Annotated in this window: 15 protein-coding genes and 1 tRNA gene; 9 read left to right on the forward strand and 7 right to left on the reverse strand. The window is 74.1% G+C overall.

Annotated elements, in window-relative coordinates; genetic code table 11:
- Nucleotides 1-60: 60 nt before the first annotated feature.
- The gene (argS, locus tag ACY3FI_RS09220; RefSeq protein ID WP_462547229.1) at nt 61-1731 is read right to left on the reverse strand and encodes an arginine--tRNA ligase; all 1671 of its coding nucleotides are present in this window, start codon (nt 1729-1731) and stop codon (nt 61-63) included.
- 59 nt (nt 1732-1790) lie between these two features.
- Between argS and ACY3FI_RS09225 the strand changes: the two genes are divergently transcribed.
- Nucleotides 1791-2372 (forward strand): hypothetical protein, encoded by a 582-nt coding sequence (locus ACY3FI_RS09225; RefSeq protein WP_462547230.1) that lies wholly within the window; start codon nt 1791-1793, stop codon nt 2370-2372.
- Nucleotides 2373-2543: 171 nt separating this feature from the next.
- On the opposite strand, the gene ACY3FI_RS09230 is transcribed toward ACY3FI_RS09225, so the two are convergent.
- Nucleotides 2544-2618, reverse strand: a tRNA-Arg gene (locus ACY3FI_RS09230).
- A gap of 128 nt (nt 2619-2746) precedes the next feature.
- Here ACY3FI_RS09230 and ACY3FI_RS09235 point away from each other — a divergent pair.
- A complete protein-coding gene (locus tag ACY3FI_RS09235) occupies nt 2747-6649 on the forward strand; it encodes a Pls/PosA family non-ribosomal peptide synthetase (protein ID WP_462547231.1) in 3903 nt (1300 codons plus the stop codon).
- A gap of 8 nt (nt 6650-6657) precedes the next feature.
- Entirely contained in the window at nt 6658-8007 is a 1350-nt protein-coding gene (locus tag ACY3FI_RS09240; RefSeq protein ID WP_462547232.1) for a M1 family metallopeptidase, read from the forward strand.
- A 43-nt stretch (nt 8008-8050) separates the two neighbouring features.
- Here the strand turns inward: ACY3FI_RS09240 and ACY3FI_RS09245 are convergent, their stop codons facing one another.
- Nucleotides 8051-8320, reverse strand: coding sequence for a helix-turn-helix domain-containing protein (locus tag ACY3FI_RS09245; RefSeq protein ID WP_462547233.1), 270 nt, complete (start codon nt 8318-8320; stop codon nt 8051-8053).
- 32 nt (nt 8321-8352) lie between these two features.
- Here ACY3FI_RS09245 and map point away from each other — a divergent pair, with 32 nt between their 5' ends.
- A complete protein-coding gene (gene map, locus ACY3FI_RS09250; protein WP_462547234.1) occupies nt 8353-9120 on the forward strand; it encodes a type I methionyl aminopeptidase in 768 nt (255 codons plus the stop codon).
- Here the strand turns inward: map and ACY3FI_RS09255 are convergent.
- Nucleotides 9080-9703, reverse strand: a complete 624-nt coding sequence (locus ACY3FI_RS09255; protein WP_462547235.1) for a 4'-phosphopantetheinyl transferase family protein — start codon at nt 9701-9703, stop codon at nt 9080-9082. The genes map and ACY3FI_RS09255 overlap by 41 nt on opposite strands.
- A 108-nt stretch (nt 9704-9811) precedes the next feature.
- A complete protein-coding gene (locus tag ACY3FI_RS09260) occupies nt 9812-10015 on the reverse strand; it encodes a hypothetical protein (protein ID WP_022905704.1) in 204 nt (67 codons plus the stop codon).
- 211 nt (nt 10016-10226) lie between these two features.
- On the opposite strand from ACY3FI_RS09260, the gene ACY3FI_RS09265 reads away from it, so the two are divergent.
- From ACY3FI_RS09265 to ACY3FI_RS09285, 5 genes are all read left to right on the forward strand, one after another.
- The gene (locus ACY3FI_RS09265) at nt 10227-12224 is read left to right on the forward strand and encodes a TPM domain-containing protein (RefSeq protein ID WP_462547236.1); all 1998 of its coding nucleotides are present in this window, start codon (nt 10227-10229) and stop codon (nt 12222-12224) included.
- Between the two features lie 78 nt (nt 12225-12302).
- A complete protein-coding gene (locus ACY3FI_RS09270; protein WP_462547237.1) occupies nt 12303-13028 on the forward strand; it encodes a PspA/IM30 family protein in 726 nt (241 codons plus the stop codon).
- 47 nt (nt 13029-13075) lie between these two features.
- Nucleotides 13076-13897 carry an arginase family protein gene (locus ACY3FI_RS09275; RefSeq protein WP_462547238.1) on the forward strand — a complete coding sequence of 274 codons (822 nt, stop codon included), beginning with the start codon at nt 13076-13078 and terminating at the stop codon, nt 13895-13897.
- A 111-nt stretch (nt 13898-14008) separates the two neighbouring features.
- Nucleotides 14009-15412: a dihydrolipoyl dehydrogenase family protein gene (locus tag ACY3FI_RS09280; protein ID WP_462547239.1), complete on the forward strand. Its 1404-nt coding sequence runs from the start codon at nt 14009-14011 to the stop codon at nt 15410-15412.
- A 2-nt stretch (nt 15413-15414) separates the two neighbouring features.
- Entirely contained in the window at nt 15415-15771 is a 357-nt protein-coding gene (locus ACY3FI_RS09285; RefSeq protein ID WP_462547240.1) for a Fe-S oxidoreductase, read from the forward strand.
- Nucleotides 15772-16241: 470 nt separating this feature from the next.
- On the opposite strand, the gene ACY3FI_RS09290 is transcribed toward ACY3FI_RS09285, so the two are convergent.
- Together ACY3FI_RS09290 and ACY3FI_RS09295 are read right to left on the reverse strand one after the other, a co-directional pair.
- Complete coding sequence (locus ACY3FI_RS09290) at nt 16242-17057, reverse strand: ABC transporter ATP-binding protein (protein ID WP_462550341.1); 816 nt, start codon at nt 17055-17057, stop codon at nt 16242-16244.
- The gene (locus ACY3FI_RS09295; protein WP_462547241.1) at nt 17054-18085 is read right to left on the reverse strand and encodes a siderophore-interacting protein; all 1032 of its coding nucleotides are present in this window, start codon (nt 18083-18085) and stop codon (nt 17054-17056) included. The genes ACY3FI_RS09290 and ACY3FI_RS09295 overlap by 4 nt, the downstream gene beginning before the upstream one ends.
- Nucleotides 18086-18121 lie beyond the last annotated feature (36 nt).

Here is an 18121-nt window from a genome sequence, read left to right on the forward strand (position 1 = left end):
CCTGGTTCCTGGAGGAAGGCAGCGACGTGTACCGCGAGGCGCTCGGCGCGAGGGGCAGCGCTACATGCGCTCGGGAGCGCTGACGCCGAGCAGGCCCAGGCCGTTGCGGACGACCTGGCCGGTGGCGTCGTTCAGCCAGAGGCGCGTGCGGTGCAGGTCGGTCACGGCCTCGTCGCCGAGCGGCGTCACGCGGCAGGCGTCGTACCAGCGGTGGTACAGCCCGGCGAGCTGCTCGATGTAGCGCGCGATGCGGTGCGGCTCGCGGAGCTCGGCGGCCTGCCGCACCACCCGCGGGTACTCGGCGAGGGCCCCGAGGAGCGCGCCCTCGGTGTCGTGGGTGAGCAGCGACGCGTCGAACGCCGAGCGGTCCACCCCGGAGGCGGCGGCGTTGCGCGCCACCGACTGCGTGCGGGCGTGGGCGTACTGCACGTAGAAGACCGGGTTGTCGTTGGTCCGCTTGGTGAGCAGGTCGAGGTCGATGTCGATCGCGGTGTCGCTGGCGAACCGGACGAGGGCGTACCGGCCGGCGTCCACGCCGACGGCCTCGACGAGGTCCTCCATCGACACGATCGTGCCGTTGCGCTTCGACATCCGGAACGGCTGGCCGTCCTTGAGCAGGTTCACCATCTGGCCGATGAGGATCTCGAGGTTCGTGCCCGGCTCGTCGCCGAACGCCGCGCACATCGCCATCATCCGGCCGACGTAGCCGTGGTGGTCGGCGCCGAGCATGATGAGGTTCCGCTCGAAGCCGCGCTCGCGCTTGTCGAGGTAGTACGCCAGGTCGCCCGCGATGTACGCCGGCTGCCCGTCGGACTTGATCACCACGCGGTCGCGGTCGTCGCCGAAGTCGGTGGTGCGGAGCCAGAGCGCGCCCTCGGCCTCGTACATCTTGCCGAGGGACTGCAGCCGCTCGATGGCGCGCTCGACGGCCTTGGACTCGTGCAGCGAGTTCTCGTGGAAGTAGACGTCGAAGTCCACGCCGAAGTCGTGCAGCGAGCGCTTGATGTCGGCGAACATGAAGTCGACGCCCTCGCGGCGGAACAGTTCCTGCGCCTCGTCGCGCGGGAGGTCGGTGACGTCTGTGCCGGCGGGCAGCGTCGCGATCACGCGGGCCGCGATCTCGGCGATGTACGCGCCGCCGTAGCCGTCCTCCGGCGTGGGCTCGCCGAGGGCGGACGCGACGAGGGACCGGGCGAAGCGGTCGATCTGCGCGCCGTGGTCGTTGAAGTAGTACTCACGGGTGACGAGCCCGCCCTGCGCCTCGAACACGCGGGCGAGGCTGTCACCCACGGCCGCCCAGCGGACGCCGCCCATGTGGATCGGTCCGGTCGGGTTCGCGGAGACGAACTCGAGGTCGATGCGGACGCCGTCGTACAGGTCGCCGTGCCCGAACGCCGAGCCGGAGTCGACGATCGTGCGGGCGATCTCGCCGGCGGCGGCCGCCTCGAGCGTGATGTTGATGAAGCCCGGGCCGGCGACGTCGACGGAGGCCACACCGTCGAGCTCGGTCAGCTCGCCGGCGATCTCGGTCGCGAGCTCGCGCGGGTTCGTGCCGAGGCGCTTCGCGAGCTGCATCGCGGCGTTCGAGGCCCAGTCGCCGTGCGCGCGGTTCTTCGGACGCTCGAGGGCCACGTGGGACTCCTGGATCGTCACGGTGTCGGACGCGCCTCGTCGCTCGACGATCCCGGTCAGGATCGACAGGTACGCGGCGGAGAGTTCGGCAGGAGTCACGAGGGTCGAGTCTACCGGGACACCCAGGCGGTCCCCGGCCGATGCACCATCATGGGCGGATGACCACCCGCAGCCGCGTCCGGGCGATCAGCGTCGCCGTGCTCTCCGTGACCGTGTCCGTCGCGCTCGCCGCGTGCTCGGGCGGCTCCGTCGGCGCGGGTCCGAGCCGGAGCGCGAGTCCGGCGCCGATCGGCGTGCGGGTCACCCAGACCTGCGCGGACCTGCTGCCGGCGACGGCGCTGTCGGTCTACGGGAAGACGTTCGAGGCCGTCGACGACTACCGGCCGGCGAAGGGCACCCCGGCCGCCCGCATCGTCGAGCAGCGCGGTCGCGCGTGCGCCTTCCGGGCGACCGACGACGCGTCGACGGAGATCGCCTTCGCCGTCGCCGACCTGCCTGAGAAGTCGCTCACGACGCTGAAGGACGCCCTGTACGAACGGGGCGGTTCGGTGCCGACCTACCGGGTGGAGGGGTACTTCGCGCTCGCCGACGACGGGGTCGGACGAGCCGACGCCTTCGCCGACCCGTACTGGATCACCGCGACCTCGACCCTCTTCACGGAGCCGGGTGGCGCGCAGCCCGTCGTGGACGCGGTGCGGACCGCACTCCTGCCCTCGGCGTCAGCGACCCCGGCGGGCTGACGGGGCGCCCACCCTGGTGGGCCGACCGCCGTGGACACGGGTGGCGACGGTCTGGAGGCGCGGGGCGGGCCGACACCGCGCCTCCCGTCCGGCGGGCGGGAGCGTCAGCGGCGGGAGCGTCGCGGACCGGCGGTGGGAACGGAGAAGGCCCGCACTCCGTGCGGGCCTTGGTGGTGCCCCCAGGAGGATTCGAACCTCCGCCCCTGCCTCCGGAGGGCAGTGCTCTATCCCCTGAGCTATGGGGGCCCGGGGTGTCACCAACCGTAGCAGGTCACCGGCCCCGTTCCGGACACGGGCGGTGTTTCCCGGCGCGTCACCTCGCTCCCCTATGATCACCGGCCGGTCGTCCCGCACACGACCGGGAAGAGGACTCGATGCCCACCGTCACCGGGAACCCCCAGCCGGAGCTCGCCCGCGCCGCCGCCGCCCCCGAGCCCCGCACGCTGCTCGACGTGCTCGCGGCGACGGCCGACCGGACCCCGGACGCGATCGCGCTCGAGGACCCGGCCGGCACGATCGACGCCGCGACGCTCCTGGCGACCGTCCGTGCCCAGGCGGACGACCTCGCCCGACGTGGCGTGCGCCGCGGCGACCGGGTCGGCATCCGGATCCCCTCCGGCGGGCGTGACCTGTACTGCTCGATCCTCGCGGTGCTCGCCGCCGGGGCCGCCTACGTGCCCGTCGACGCGGACGACCCGGAGGAGCGCGCGGCCCTGGTGTTCGGCGAGGCACGGGTGGTCGGCGTGGTCGGGGCCGGCGGCGTCCTCCGCACCTCGGGCGCGCCCGACGCTCCCGCTGCCCCCGTCGTCGACCCTGCGGCGAGCGCCGAGCCCCCGACACCGGAGGACGACGCGTGGGTGATCTTCACGTCCGGGTCGACCGGGGTGCCGAAGGGCGTCGCGGTGACGCACCGGTCGGCTGCGGCGTTCGTCGACGCCGAGGCGCGGATGTTCCTGCAGCGGGCGCCGATCGGGCCCGGGGACCGGGTGCTCGCCGGGTTGAGCGTGGCGTTCGACGCCTCGTGCGAGGAGATGTGGCTGGCGTGGGCGCACGGGGCGTGCCTGGTGCCGGCACCGCGGTCGCTGGTGAAGACCGGTGTGGACCTGGGCCCCTGGCTCATCGCGCACGGCATCACGATCGTGTCGACGGTGCCGACGCTCGCGGCGCTGTGGCCGGACGACGCGCTCGAGCAGGTCCGGTTGGTGATCTTCGGGGGTGAGGCGTGTCCGCCGGAGCTCGCGGCCCGCATCGCGAGCCGGGACCGGGAACTGTGGAACACCTACGGGCCGACCGAGGCCACCGTGGTGGCGTGCGGCGCGTTGCTGGAAGGGTCGCAGCCGGTCCGGATCGGGTTGCCGTTGGACGGGTGGGACCTGGCGGTCGTGGACGGGTCCGGGCAGCGGGTCGCGCCGGGTGGGGTCGGTGAGCTGGTCATCGGCGGTGTCGGGCTCGGCCGGTACCTGGACCCGGCGAAGGACGCCGAGAAGTACGCGCCGTTCCCGGAGCTCGGGTGGGACCGCGCGTACCGGAGCGGCGACCTGGTGCGGTACGAACCCGAGGGCCTGGTGTTCCAGGGGCGGGCGGACGACCAGGTGAAGCTCGGCGGGCGGCGGATCGAGCTCGGCGAGGTCGACGCGGCGCTGCAGGCGCTCGACGGTGTCGCGGGCGGTGCCGCGGTGGTGCAGCGGACCCCGGCGGGCAACCAGGTGCTCGTGGGCTACGTCGCCCCGGCGGCCGGGGTGACGCTCGACACGGCGGCGGCGAGCGCCCGACTGCGGGACGCGCTGCCCGCCGCGCTCGTGCCGCTGGTCGCGGTGGTGGACGCCCTGCCGACGCGGACGTCCGGCAAGGTGGACCGGGCGGCGTTGCCCTGGCCGCTGCCGGAGTCAGCGGAGGCGACGCTCCTGCCGGACACCGTGGCCTGGATCGCCGAGCGGTGGTCGGCGATCCTGGGCGTGCCGGTGTCGAGCGTCGACGACGACTTCTTCGCGCACGGCGGCGGGTCGTTGACCGCAGCGCAGCTCGTGTCCGCGATCCGGGAGCGCTTCCCGACGACGACCGTCGCAGACGTCTACGACCACCCGCGCATCGGGGCCCTCGCGGCGGCGCTCGACGAGTCCGGACCGGTCCTGCAGGTCCCGCGTGACGTGCGGCCGGTCCCGCCGGCCACGGGGTTGCTGCTGACGCTGCTCGGGCTGCCGGTGCAGGTGCTGCGCGGGCTGCGGGTCCTCACCTGGACGGCGCTCGTGGCCGGGGTCCTGCACGCGACCACCCTGCCGTTCCTGCCGGTGCTGCCGGTACCGGTGCTGGTGGTGGCGCTCGTGCTCTTCGTGACCCCGCTCGGCAAGATGGCGCTCACGGTGGTGCTCGCGCGGCTGCTGCTCGTCGGGGTCCGGCCGGGCGACCACCCCCGGGGCGGCTCGGTGCACGTGCGGGTGTGGCTCGCGGAGCGGATCGCCGAGGCGGTGGACGGGCCGTCGACGGCGGGAGCGCCGTGGATCAGCTACTACGCGAGGGCGCTCGGGGCACGGATCGGTCGCGACGTCGACCTGCACGCGCTGCCGCCGGTGACCGGGATGCTGTCGATCGGTCGGCAGGCGTCGATCGAGCCCGAGGTGGACCTGGCGGGGCACTGGGTGGACGGTGACGTCTTCCGGCTCGGGCGGGTGCGGGTGGACGCGGACGCCGTCGTGCACAGCCGGACGACCCTGCTGCCGGGGGCGCACGTCGGCGAGGGCGCCGAGGTCGAGGCGGGGTCCGCCGTGACCGGCACGGTGCCCGACGGCGAGCGGTGGGCGGGGTCGCCGGCGGAGCGCGTCGGGTCGGCCCGGCACGGTCGCCAGGCTCGACCGCCGGCGCGTCGTCGCTGGCTGGTCGCGTACGGGGCCGGGTCGGTGGCGGTCGCCGGACTGCCGGTGGCGGGCGTCGCTGCCGGGGTGGCGGTCGCGGCGGTCCTGGTGGGGCGGGCGCCGACCCTGGGCGAGGCGGTGCTGCGCGGTCTCGCGTGGACGCCGGTGGCGACGCTCGTCGCGGGCGCGGTGTACGCGGTGCTCGTGGTCGCGTCGGTCCGGCTGCTCGGGCTGGGGCTCGTCGAGGGGCGGCACCCGGTGCGGTCGCGGATCGGGTGGCAGGCGTGGACGACCGAGCGGGTGCTCGACGCGGCACGCACCTTGCTGTTCCCCCTGTACGCGAGCCTCGTCACCCCGGTGTGGCTCCGGCTGCTCGGTGCCCGGGTCGGACGGAACACCGAGATCTCGACCGTGCTGCTGATCCCGGCGCTCACGCAGATCGCCTCGGGGGCGTTCCTCGCCGACGACACGATGGTCGCCACGTACGAGCTGGGCGGCGGCCATCTGCGGATCGGTCGGTCGAAGGTCGGGCGGCGGGCGTTCCTCGGCAACAGCGGCATGACGGGTGCCGGGCGCTCGGTCCCCCGCGAGGCCCTGGTCGCGGTGCTGTCCGCCGTCCCGAAGAAGGCCAAGCGCGGCTCGTCGTGGCTCGGCTCGCCTCCCGTCCGGCTGCGTCGGGCGACGGCGGCGTTCGACGAGGAGCGCACCTTCCGCCCGCCCGCGCGGCTCAAGGTCGCCCGTGGCTGCTGGGAGCTGCTGCGGCTGCTCGCCCCGATGGTGTCGGCGGTGATCGCGCTCGGCGTCGTCGGGACGCTCCTCGCGCTGTGGACCGAGATCGGGCTCGGCTGGACGATCCTGCTGGCCGGCCCGGTCCTGATCGTCGCGGGTGCCGTCGCCGCGGTGGTGTCGACGGCTGCGAAGTGGGGCTTCGTCGGACGGATCACCGCACGGGAGCACCCGCTGTGGTCGTCGTTCGTGTGGCGGAACGAGGTGCAGGACACCTTCGTGGAGACCGTCGCGCGGCCGTGGTTCGCCGAGCAGGCGACCGGCACGCCGGCGCTCGCCGCGTGGCTGCGGAGCCTGGGGGCGAGGATCGGTCGCGGGACCTGGCTGGAGACGTACTGGCTGCCCGAGGCCGACCTCGTGTCGATCGGCGACGGGGCGTCGGTCGCGCGGGGCACCGTCGTGCAGACGCACCTCTTCCACGACCGGGTGATGCAGCTCGACGCCGTCAGCCTGGACGCCGGGGCGACGCTCGGGCCGCACAGCGTCGTGCTCCCCGCGGCCGGGCTCGGCCCGGGGTCGACGGTCGGGCCGGCGTCGCTCGTGATGCGCGGCGAGCAGGTGCCCGGCGGGACCCACTGGGCCGGCAACCCGATCGCCCCGTGGACCTCCGCGCCGCCGGTGCCGGAGCGCGTGGCAGACTGACCGGCACCGTGAAGCCGATCAACGCCGTGCACCCGATGTCCGCCGACGCCGACCCGTACACCCCGCACAGCGGCGACCGGCGGTGGAGCGCGCGGCACTACGACCTGCGCCTCGGCTACCGCGTCGCCACGAACCGGCTCGACGCCACCGCGACGGTCACCGGGGTCGTCGAGGCCGGGCCGGCCGCCGGGCCGCTCGACCGCGTGGTGCTCGACCTGCACGGCCTGCACGTCGACCGGGTGGACGTCGACGGGCGCCGCGCGAAGAAGGTGTCCTCGTCGGCCCACAAGCTGACCGTCACCCCGATCGAGCCCCTCGCTCCCGGTGCCGAGTTCTCCGTGCACGTGCGGTACCACGGCACCCCGCACCCGGTCCGGTCCCCGTGGGGACAGGTCGGCTGGGAGGAACTCACCGACGGCGTCATCGTCGCGGCGCAGCCGACCGGCGCCCCGTCCTGGTTCCCGTGCAACGACCGCCCGGACGACAAGGCGACGTACCGGTTCGAGGTGACGGCGGAGACGGGGTACGACGTCCTCGCGAACGGCGAGCTGCTCGGGCAGGAGCGGGCGCGGGGCGGCACCGCGTGGACCTACGCGACCACGGAACCGATGGCGACGTACCTCGCAACGGTGCAGATCGGCCGGTACCGCACCACGCGCCTCCGTGGCGGTGCAGTCCCGGTCACCCTGCACCACCCGGCGGACCTCACCGCGGCCGCGAAGACCGACTTCGGCCGGGTGCCGGACATGCTCGCCCTGTTCGCGGACCGGTTCGGGCCGTACCCGTTCACCGCGTACGGCGTCGTGGTGACGGACGACGAGCTGGAGATCCCGCTCGAGGCGCACGGCCTCGCGGTCTTCGGACGGAACCACGTCGACGGCGAGCACGGCACCGACCGGCTGATCGCGCACGAACTCGCGCACCAGTGGTTCGGCAACTCGGTGACCGTCGGCCGCTGGCGGGACATCTGGCTGCACGAGGGGTTCGCCTGCCACGCCGAGTGGCTGTGGTCGGAACACCGCGGCGGGGAGTCGGCGGACGTGCTGGCGGCGCGGTACCGCGCCGGGTTGCTCGCGCAGCCGCAGGACCTCGTCGTCGCGGACCCGGGTGCCGCGGACATGTTCGACGACCGGGTCTACAAGCGCGGAGCCCTGGCGCTGCACGCGGTCAGACGGACCTTCGGGGACGACGCGTTCTTCCGCGGGCTCCGGACGATCACCGCGGAACACCGGTACGGAACGGTCGCGCCGGAGGACGTGCTGGGCGCGTTCGCGGGCGCTGCGGGGGTCGTGGTGGAGCGGGTGCGGGCGGTCACCGGGCCGTGGATCGACGAACCGGGCGTCCCCGCGCTCCCCTGACACCGGGCGCGCCGCGTCGCCGGGCGCGGGCCGTGCGGCCGCGTCAGCCTGCGGCGTCGAGCTCGGCGGGTCCGGCGCTGACCTCTGCCCAGACAGCGTCGAGCGACAGGCCGACGACCCCGGCGACGGCGGCGATGGTCGAGAACGCCGGCGTCGCGATCCGCCCGGTCTCGATCTTGCGCAGGGTCTCGGGTGAGATCCCGGCGTCGAGCGCGGTGTCGACGATCGAGCGCGGACCCCGGGCCTGCCGCAGGAGCGCACCGAGCCGACGGCCCCGGTCGACCTCGTCGGGGCGGAGTGGGAGACGGACCATGCAGCCGATTGTAATACCGGTATGATCATCCCGTGATCGAGATCCTGACCCCTGCCGAGGTCGAGAAGGCCCGCGCGACCGGCGCCCTCGTCGGCACGATCCTGCAGACCCTCCGCGAGCGCACCCGCGTCGGCACGAACCTGCTCGAGATCGACCGGTGGGCGAAGGCGATGATCGAGGACGCCGGCGCCGAGTCGTGCTACGTCGACTACGCCCCCTCGTTCGGCCGCGGCCCCTTCGGGCACCACGTCTGCACCGCCGTGAACGACGCCGTGCTGCACGGCCTGCCGCACGACCGCGTGCTCGCCGACGGGGACCTCCTGACGCTCGACCTCGCGGTGTCGCTCGACGGGATCGCCGCCGACGCCGCGATCAGCTTCAGCGTCGGGACGCCCGACGCCGCGGACACCGCGCTCATCACCGCGACCGAGCGGGCACTCGCGGCGGCGATCGCCGTCGCTCGGCCCGGCGCGAAGACCGGCGACCTGTCGCACGCCATCGGCACCGTCCTCGAAGGGGCCGGGTACCCGGTCAACCTCGAGTTCGGCGGACACGGGATCGGCTCGACCATGCACCAGGACCCGCACGTGTCGAACGCCGGGCGCCCGGGCCGGGGCTACACGCTCCGACCGGGCCTGCTGCTCGCCCTGGAACCGTGGGTCATGGCGGACACCGACGTGCTCGTGACGGATGCGGACGGCTGGACGCTCCGCAGCGCCACGGGCGCGCGGACGGCCCACACCGAGCACACCGTCGCGATCACCGAGAGCGGGGCCGAGGTCCTGACGCTCCCCCGCTGAGCAGCACGAGGTCGTCGGCGACCGCGACGTGGACGACCGCCCCGCCCGCCGCGACCGCGAGGACCAGGTCCGGCGCCGGCCACCGGACCGTGACGTACTGGGCGACGCCGTCGAGCCGGGCGGTTCCCAGGGCGAGGTCGACGTCCACCGTCGCCGGGTCGACACGGAGCCCGCGGCCGTCCCGCTTGAGGACCGCCTCCTTCACGGCCCAGCACGCCGCGAGTGCGTCGTGGTCGCCACCGGCGCGCGCCAGCTCGCCGGGGGTGAAGGCGTCGAGGGGTGCCGCTGCGACCCGTGACGGTCGTTCGACGTCCACGCCCAACGACGCCGCCCCGACCGCGAGCGCGAGCACCCCGGTGGTGCGCGCCAGGCTGACGCCGACGGCCGTGCCGTGCGCGGCGACCCACGGGCGGCCGTGCGCCGTGCTGCCGCAGTGGTCACAGACGCGCCCCGCGCGCAGACGGGCCGCGTCGACGCCGGATGCCGCCGCGGCGGCGGCGACCAGCGCCTCCCGGTCGGACGCTCGGTCCGGAAGCGGGGCACGGAGCGTCACCGTCACGTCCCGGAGGCGCGCATCACCCATCCGGGCAGCCTACGGCCGGCGGACGGCCGGCTGGGTCTTCCGGCGTGCGCACACGCCTCGCGCGTGCGTGCCGCTCGGGCGTGCGTGCCGCTCGGGCGTACGTGCCGTTCAGGCGTGCGTGAGCGCGATGAGCGCGACGTTCATGGTGCTGTAGAGACCCTCGGAACGGGTCGCCTGGCGGACGCGTCCGCGGAGCACCTCGTAGCGGCCGTCGTGCTCGCGCACGAAGCCGATCACGCCGCTCGCGGGCGTCGACACCCGGTGGTAGCCGTCCTCGAGCGGGACGACCTCGGTACTCGTTGTTCGCTCCATCGCAGTTCCCCTTGCCTCGTTCGTCGTCGAACGGATACCGCGAGCATACCCCGGGTCGGGGGACAACTCGTCCACAGACCTCACGTTCCACAACGGTTCCCCAGGACTGGGTCCGTCGTACGCGTGCCCTGGATAGACTCCGGGCGACAGCGCTCCCGGAGGCGTGGTTCCGGGTATCTCGGACCCCGCCCCGATGACGGACGGAGGACGGATGCGAGCGGTCCACGACGGATCGAGCACGGACGGAACGGGCACGAGCAGGGGGACAGCAGGGCTCCTCGCACGGCTCGTGGTGGCCCTGCTCGCCGCACTGCTCGTCGTCGCTCCGGCCACCGGCGCACGGGCTGAGGCGCCGGTCGACCTCGGCGGCGCGTACGTCGTCGACCGTGCCGACGTCCTCACCGCCGCACAGCGATCCCGTGTCGAGCGAGCCGTGCAGGACCTCTACTCGTCCACGCAGACGCAGCTCTTCGTGGTGTTCGTGCCGACCTTCAGCGGCCCGGCGGACCACACCGCGTGGGGCGCCGAGACGATGCGTGCGAACCAGATCGACCGCGACAGCATCCTGCTCTCCGTCGCGGTGCAGGAACGCAACTACGACGTCCAGCAGACGAACGAGACCTCGTTGTCGAAGAGCGACGTCGAACAGGCCGTCGATGCGGACCTCCTGCCGGCGCTCAAGCGATCGGACTGGTCCGGTGCGGCCGTCGCCTTCGCGGACGGCCTCGCGCAGACGCAGGCGCCCGCCGACCTCACGTGGCTCTGGGTGGCCCTCGGGATCGCCGTGCTCGCCGCCCTCGTCGCGGTCCTCGTCATCCGCACACGGAACCGCCGCCGCACGGCGGCGGCCACCCGTGCGCAGGAGGCGTCGCTCGCCGAGCTCGAACGGCGGGCCGGCGGTGCCCTGGTCACCATCGACGACGAGCTCCGCACCGCGGAACAGGAGGTCGGGTTCGCCACCGCGCAGTTCGGCGAGGACGCGGCCGAGCCGTTCGCCGACGCCGTGGCCGCGGCGAAGCAGCACGTCCGCGAGGCCTTCACGCTCCAGCAGCAGCTCGACGACGAGGTCCCCGACGAGCCCGCACAGCGTGCCGACTGGGCGAACCGCATCGTCGCGATCTGCGAGCAGGCGCACGCCTCGATCGAGGAGCAGACCGACGCGTTCGACCGACTCCGGGCGCTCGAGGACGGCGTCGAGGACGCCGCAGCCACGCTCGCGACCACGGTCGCCGACGCGCCGACGGCGATCGCCGTGGCCGACGCTGCACTGGGCCGGGTGCGCAGCACCTACACGGGCCGCACCCTGGCGACCGTCTCCGACAACGTGGAGCAGGCACGGAAGGTCCTCGACTACGCGACCGAACGCTCCCGCGCCGCCACCGCAGCAGTCGCCGCCGGCGACAAGGGCGAGGCCGTCGTCGCCGTGCGGGACGCCCAGCACGCGCTCGCGCAGGTCCAGCAGCTCACCACGGGTGCGCAGCAGGCGGAAGCGTCCTTCCAGCAGGCGGCCGCCCGGGTCGAGGCCCTCCGCGCCGAGGTCGAGGGCGACGTCGCCGCGGCACGGACCCTGCCCGCCGGCCCCGACCTCGCAGCCGCGGTCACCCGCGCCGAGACCGTCCTCCGTCAGGCGACCGACCCGGCCGACCCGCTCACCGCGCTCGACGGTCTCACCGCCGCGAACACCGCGATCGACCAGGCGATCGCGGCTGCCCGCGGTGCCGAGGAGCAGCGGCAGCGCGCGGCGGCGGTGCTCGACGACGCCCTCCGCGACGCGCGGAACCGGATCAGCCAGGCGCGGGAGTACATCTCGCTGCACCGCGGCGGGGTCGGGCCGGCAGCGCGCACCCGGCTCTCGGAAGCCGAGCGAGCCCTCGACGACGCCGTCCAGCTCGCGACGACCGACCCCGGGCAGGCCGTCCGTGCCGCTCGGGCGGCCGAGCAGTACGCGGCGGCGGCGATGGACGCCGCGAACGACGACATGGGCGGGTGGCCCGGCTCGGGCGGCGGCGGGAACGGCGCGCAGCTCGGCGGACTCGTCACCGGTCTCGTCCTCGGCGGACTCCTCGGTGGGCGCGGCGGCAGCTACGGCGGCGGCTCGTTCGGCGGCGGCGGCTTCGGGGGCGGCGGCTTCGGTGGCGGCGGCGGGGGCGGCTTCGGCGGCGGGGGCGGCGGGGGCGGCGGCGGCTTCTCCGGCGGCGGCCGGTTCTGACCGCTCCCTCCTCCTCGGGCGCACCGCACACCACGACACGACCACCACGGACCACGACCTCCACGAAAGGGAACAGCAATGGCAAAGCAGACGATCTTCGGCCGGATCTCCACGCTCGTCCGAGCGAACATCAACCAGCTCATCGACAACGCCGAAGACCCGCAGAAGATGCTCGACCAGCTCGTGCGGGACTACACCAACAACATCGCGGACGCGAAGACCGCGATCGCGCAGACCATCGGCAACCTCCGCCTCCTCGAGCAGGACCACGAGGAGGACAAGCAGGCCGCCGTCGAGTGGGGCCAGAAGGCAGCGAACGCCTCCGCCGCCGCCGACAAGTACCGCGCCGAGGGCAAGTCCGCCGACGCCGACAAGTTCGACAACCTCGCCAAGATCGCCATCGGCAAGCAGATCGCTGCGGAGCAGGAAGTGAAGGACGCCGAGCCGTCGCTCGCGTCGCAGAACGAGGCGGTCGAGAAGCTCAAGACCGGACTCGCCGGCATGGAGCAGAAGCTCGAGGAGCTCCGGGCGAAGCGCGACAACCTCGTCGCACGCGCGAAGACCGCCGAGGCGCAGTCGAAGGTCAACGACGCGCTCGGCAACATCGACATCATGGACCCGACGAGCGACCTCGGCCGCTTCGAGGAGAAGGTCCGCCGCGAAGAGGCGAAGGTCCTCGGGCAGCAGGAGCTCCAGTCGTCCAGCCTCGACGCACAGTTCGAGAGCCTCGACGACGTCGGCCGTGACGCCGAGGTCGAGGCCCGGCTCGCCGCACTGAAGTCGGGCGGTTCGCCGAGCATCTGACCTCCGACGCACGGACGACGCCGGACCCGGCCTGACAGACTGGCACGATGCACTTCATCGTGGTCGGTCAGTGGCAGGGTTCGGCGTCGTCCCGTGCGATGCGGCTGGGCGACGGCGCTGCGGCGATCGCAGCCGACCTGCCCCGGGCGTCCACCACCGTGGTCGACGTACCGGCCGGTGCGGGCGACCGACTCGAGACCGCGGTCGCGCGGTACACCTCGGTGCTCGCCGTGGCCGACCGGGTCGCGGAGGAGACCGCCGTCGCGGCCGAGCCCGTGCTCGTGGTCGGCGGGGACGGGGCGAGCGTGCTCGGGGCCACCGTCGGCCTCGGTCCGGACACCGCCTTCGTCCGCATCTCCGGGTCGAGCGGCTTCCGCGCGTTGAACCGTGCGCAGCCCGTCGCCGCCGAGACCGCCGCCCTGCGCCTGCTCGTCGACCGCCCGGACGACCTGTTCCCGGCGCTCCCCCGACTCGCGGCCTCGTCGGTCGTCGTCGCGGGCGTGCGCGGCATCGAGGACGCCGAGGCGAACGCCCTCGCCCGCGCGGGCATCGTGCACCTGGACGTCGACGCCGCCACCCCGGAAGCGGTCGGCGCAGCCGTGGCCGCCACGGGAGCGGCGTCGGTGTTCGTGCACGTCGACCTCGACGTCCTCGACCCGTCCGAGATCGACGGGCTGCTCGAACCCGTGCCGTTCGGCCTCGACGGTGCCGCCCTCGTCGCACGCATCCAGGCGGCCACGCGTGGCCGTCGTCTCGCGGGAGCCGCACTGACCGGCTTCGCACCGGTCGACCCCGACCGGGCCGTCGACGACCTCGGCGTGATCCTCCGCGCAGTCGGGGCGCTGACGAGCGCCGCTCGCGAGGGCTGAACCGCATCGGTGCCGACGACGGCGTCGCAGGAGCCGTCGGCGTCACCGGCGGCGCTGCGGAGGACACGCGCGCACGGCGGGCGGGCGGCCGCGCCGAGTAGGTTCGGGAGCATGACGGACCATGACCTCATCGTGATCGGCGCCGGCGCAGTCGGCGAGAACGTGGCGGACTACGCCCGGAAGCGCGGCCTCTCGGTCGCGATCGTGGAGGCCGAGCTCGTCGGCGGCGAGTGCTCGTACTGGGCGTGCATGCCCTCGAAGGCCCTGCTCCGCAGCGGCCACGCCGTCGCCGCGGCGAAGCGTCTCGACGGTGCGGCGCAGGCCGTCACCGGGTCGCTCGACGCCGCGCACGTCCTGGCCCGGCGCAACTCGTTCACCTCGAACTGGACGGACGACAGCCAGGTGTCGTGGCTGGAGTCCGCCGACATCGCGCTCATCCGCGGCCACGCGCGCATCACCGGCCCGAAGACCATCGAGGTCGACGGCGAGACACACACCGCTCGCGCGGCGATCGCCGTCGTCACCGGATCCCTGCACACCCTCCCCGACGTGCCCGGGCTGGCCGACGCGAAGCCCTGGGGCACGCGCGAGGCGACGAGCGCGCAGGAGGTGCCCGAGAGCCTCCTGGTCATCGGTGGCGGCGTCTCCGGTTCCGAGCTCGCGACCGCCTGGGCGTCGCTCGGTGCGAAGGTGACCCTCGTCGCCCGTCACGGGCTGCTCGGCGGCATGGAGCCGTTCGCGGGAGAGCTCGTCGCCGATGCGATGCGCGACCTCGGCATCGACGTCCGGACCGGGGTGAGCCCCACCCGCGTCGACCGCGACGAGCACGGCCTCGTGACCACGACGCTCGACGACGGGACGACGGTCGTGACGAGCGAGGTGCTCGCCGCGACCGGCCGTGCCGCGCACACGAAGGACCTCGGTCTGGAGTCGGTCGGGCTGACCCCGGGCGACTGGCTCGACGTCGACGACACCATGCTCGTGCACGGCACCGACTGGCTGTACGCCGTGGGCGACGTCAACCACCGCGTCCTGCTCACCCACCAGGGCAAGTACCAGGCACGTGCCGCCGGCGAGGCCATCGCCGCCCGCTTCCAGGGAACCCCGCTGCACGCCGAGCCGTGGGGCGCGCACGTCGCGACGGCCGACCACGCCGCGGTGCCGCAGGTCACGTTCACCGACCCCGAGGTCGCGAGCGTCGGCCTGACCGAGGAGAAGGCGCGGCAGCAGGGGCTGAACGTGCGCGCGGTCGAGTACGACCTCGGCGCCGTCGCCGGCTCCGCGTTGCAGGCAGACGGCTACACCGGCCGGGCGAAGATGGTCGTCGACGAGGACCGGAAGGTCGTCGTCGGGGTGACCTTCGTCGGGCAGGACGTCGCCGAGATGCTGCACGCGGCGACGGTGGCCGTCGTCGGCGAGGTCCCGGTCGACCGGCTCTGGCACGCGGTCCCCGCGTACCCGACCATGAACGAGATCTGGCTCCGGCTGCTCGAGACCTACGGCCGGCCGGAGTAGGGGTGCGCAACCCGCTCCTCGACTCCCCGGTGTCACGGGCCGGCTGGTTGTTCGCGACGGCGGTCGGCCTCGCGGTCGGACTCCCGCTGTCGACCGGACCGGTCCGCGTGGTCGACGGGCTCGTGGTGTGCTCCGGACTCCCCCGCTGGGCGTTCCGTCGGGGCGGCACGTGCGTCGGCTCGGTCTACCTGACGCGGGACAACGACGGCGACCGGGTGCTCCGGCACGAGCGGGTGCACGTCGGGCAATGGCGGCGGTACGGCATGCTCATGCCGCTGCTCTACGCGTTCGCCGGGCGGGATCCCCTGCGCAACCGCTTCGAGGTCGAGGCCGGCCTGGAGGACGGCGGCTACCGCTGACCTGCCGCCAGCCGGCGGCGCCGGGGCGGCGTCGGCGCGGACGCCGCGAGCGGGCAACATCGGGCACGCTCGGCGCCGCCCGGCGACGACTTCTGCCCGCACGGCGGAACCGAGCGGCATGTCCTGCCCGCTCGCGACGAGCAGCTGTCGAGGTCGGCACGCGCGAGGTCCGTCACCGCGCGGGCAGGATCGGGCACGCTCGGTGCCACCCGGCGACGACTTCTGCCCGCACGGCGGAACTGAGCGGCAAGTCCTGCCCGCTCGCGACGAGCAGCTGCCGACGCCGGCACGCGCGAGGTTCCTCACCGACCGGGCAACATCGGGCACGCTCGGCGCCACCCGGCGACGACTTCTGCCCGCACGGCGGAACTGAGCGGCAAGTCCTGCCCGCTCGCGAAACCTGGCCGCCCGCCAGCCTGCCGGCAGCCGGACTCCGGCCGCCGCCAGCCCGCCGACCGCCGGCAGCCGGGCTACGCCGCGGCGCGGCGCCGCGGGACGACGAGGGGCGTCCCGGTCTCCGGGTCGGCGACGACCACGCACGGCAGGCCGAACACGTCCTCCACGAGGTCGGCCGTCAACACCGACTCCGGCGTCCCGGCAGCGACGATGGCCCCGTCCCGCATGGCGACCAGGTGCGTGGCGTACCGCGCCGCCTGGTTCAGGTCGTGCAGGACCGCGACGACGGTCCTCCCGGCGGCGTGCAGTGCGGCGGCGAGTTCGAGCACGTCGTACTGGTGCGCGATGTCGAGGAACGTGGTCGGTTCGTCGAGCAGGACGATGTCGGTCTCCTGCGCGAGCACCATCGCGATCCACACCCGCTGCCGCTGCCCGCCGGAGAGCTCGTCGACGCTGCGGTCCGCGAGCTCGACGGTCGACGTCTGCTCGAGCGCCGCCTGCACCGCCGCCCGGTCGGTGCCGGAGGTCGGGTGCAGCAGGTCCTGGTGCGGGAAGCGCCCGCGGGACACGAGGTCGCGCACGGTGATGCCGTCGGGCGCGATCGGCGTCTGCGGGAGCATGCCGACCCGGCGCGCGACGGCCTTCGGGCGGAGCGAGTCGATCGGCACCCCGTCGAGGTACACGATGCCCGCGGTGGGCTTGAGCGTCCGGGCGAACGACTTCAGCAGGGTCGACTTGCCGCAGGCGTTCGGGCCGACGATCACGGTGAGTTCACCGTCGGGGACGTCCACGTCGAGCGCGGACACCACGACGCGGTCGTCGTAGGCGAGGGTCAGCCCGCGTGCGCCGAGTGCGGTCGCCGGCGGCGTCGAGGGGGCGAGGACGTTCAGTGCTCGGCCTTGCCGTGTCGCCAGTACCCCATGAACGCGACCTGCTCGCGGTCGATGCCGACACCGCGGACGAGGTGCCGGCGGAGTTCCTTGACGCAGCCGGCCTCGCCCGCGATCCAGGCGTAGACGGGGCGCGAGTCGGCCGCGGCCGGGACGTCCCAGAGGACCTGGTGGTCGACGTCGACGTCCGCCAGCGCCACGTCGGCCGCCGCACCCACGGAACGAGCGCCCGCGCCACCGGCAGCACCCGCGCCACCGGCAGCGCCAGCACCGGCACCGGCAGCACCGGCACCACCGGCAGCACCGGCAGCACCGGCAGCACCGGCAGCACCGGCAGCACCGGCAGCACCGGTAGCACCGACCACCGTCGACGCCCACTGGTGCACGTGCGACGTCATGCGCTCCCCGTGCGAGGCGCCGTTCCGGGCGATCCACCGCACCTCGACCCCGGCGGGCGCCGAGACGGGCAGCCGGTCGGCGTCGGTCGGCACCTCGATGAACACGTGCCCGACCGTCGCGACGTCGAGCGCCTCGAGGATCGCGCAGATCGCGGGAGCCGCCGTCTCGTCGCCGGCGAGCAGGATGCGGTGGGCGTCCCCCGGGGCGAACTCGGCAGCCCCGGACGGCAGTTCCGCGGGCGACGACGGCACGGCCGGTCCGACGATCCGCAGCTCGTCGCCGACGCGGCACGACGAGACCCAGCGCGAGGCGGGCCCGGTGTCCCCGTGTGCGACGAAGTCGACGTCGAGCTCGCGGGCGTCGGGCCGGAACGACCGCACCGTGTAGGTCCGCAGCGGGTTCCGCGTCGCGTCGGGCAGCGCACGCCAGGCGGCGTACCAGTCCTCACCGTCGGGCAGGTCGGTGAAGCCGTGCCCGGGGATCGGCAGCACGAGCTTGATCCGCTGGTCGAGGCCGACGGCGGAGAACTCGGCGAGGGCGTCGCCGGTGAGGGTCACCCGGACGAAGTGCGGGGTGAGCGAGGACACGGCGGCGACGCGGACGGAGAAGACACGGTACCGGGCTGCCACGACTCGAAGTATGGCATGCCTTACCTAACGGTTCCA

The organism is Curtobacterium sp. RM9 (assembly GCF_054956955.1).

What these genes read in the sequence shown, in the direction of transcription:
- ACY3FI_RS09225 (WP_462547230.1), top strand. Translation starts at nt 1,791, where the DNA reads ATGACCACCCGCAGCCGCGTCCGGGCGATCAGCGTCGCCGTGCTCTCC.
- ACY3FI_RS09235 (WP_462547231.1), top strand. Translation starts at nt 2,747, where the DNA reads ATGCCCACCGTCACCGGGAACCCCCAGCCGGAGCTCGCCCGCGCCGCC.
- ACY3FI_RS09245 (WP_462547233.1), bottom strand. Translation starts at nt 8,320, where the DNA reads ATGGTCCGTCTCCCACTCCGCCCCGACGAGGTCGACCGGGGCCGTCGG.
- ACY3FI_RS09255 (WP_462547235.1), bottom strand. Translation starts at nt 9,703, where the DNA reads ATGGGTGATGCGCGCCTCCGGGACGTGACGGTGACGCTCCGTGCCCCG.
- ACY3FI_RS09260 (WP_022905704.1), bottom strand. Translation starts at nt 10,015, where the DNA reads ATGGAGCGAACAACGAGTACCGAGGTCGTCCCGCTCGAGGACGGCTAC.
- ACY3FI_RS09265 (WP_462547236.1), top strand. Translation starts at nt 10,227, where the DNA reads ATGCGAGCGGTCCACGACGGATCGAGCACGGACGGAACGGGCACGAGC.
- ACY3FI_RS09270 (WP_462547237.1), top strand. Translation starts at nt 12,303, where the DNA reads ATGGCAAAGCAGACGATCTTCGGCCGGATCTCCACGCTCGTCCGAGCG.
- ACY3FI_RS09275 (WP_462547238.1), top strand. Translation starts at nt 13,076, where the DNA reads ATGCACTTCATCGTGGTCGGTCAGTGGCAGGGTTCGGCGTCGTCCCGT.
- ACY3FI_RS09280 (WP_462547239.1), top strand. Translation starts at nt 14,009, where the DNA reads ATGACGGACCATGACCTCATCGTGATCGGCGCCGGCGCAGTCGGCGAG.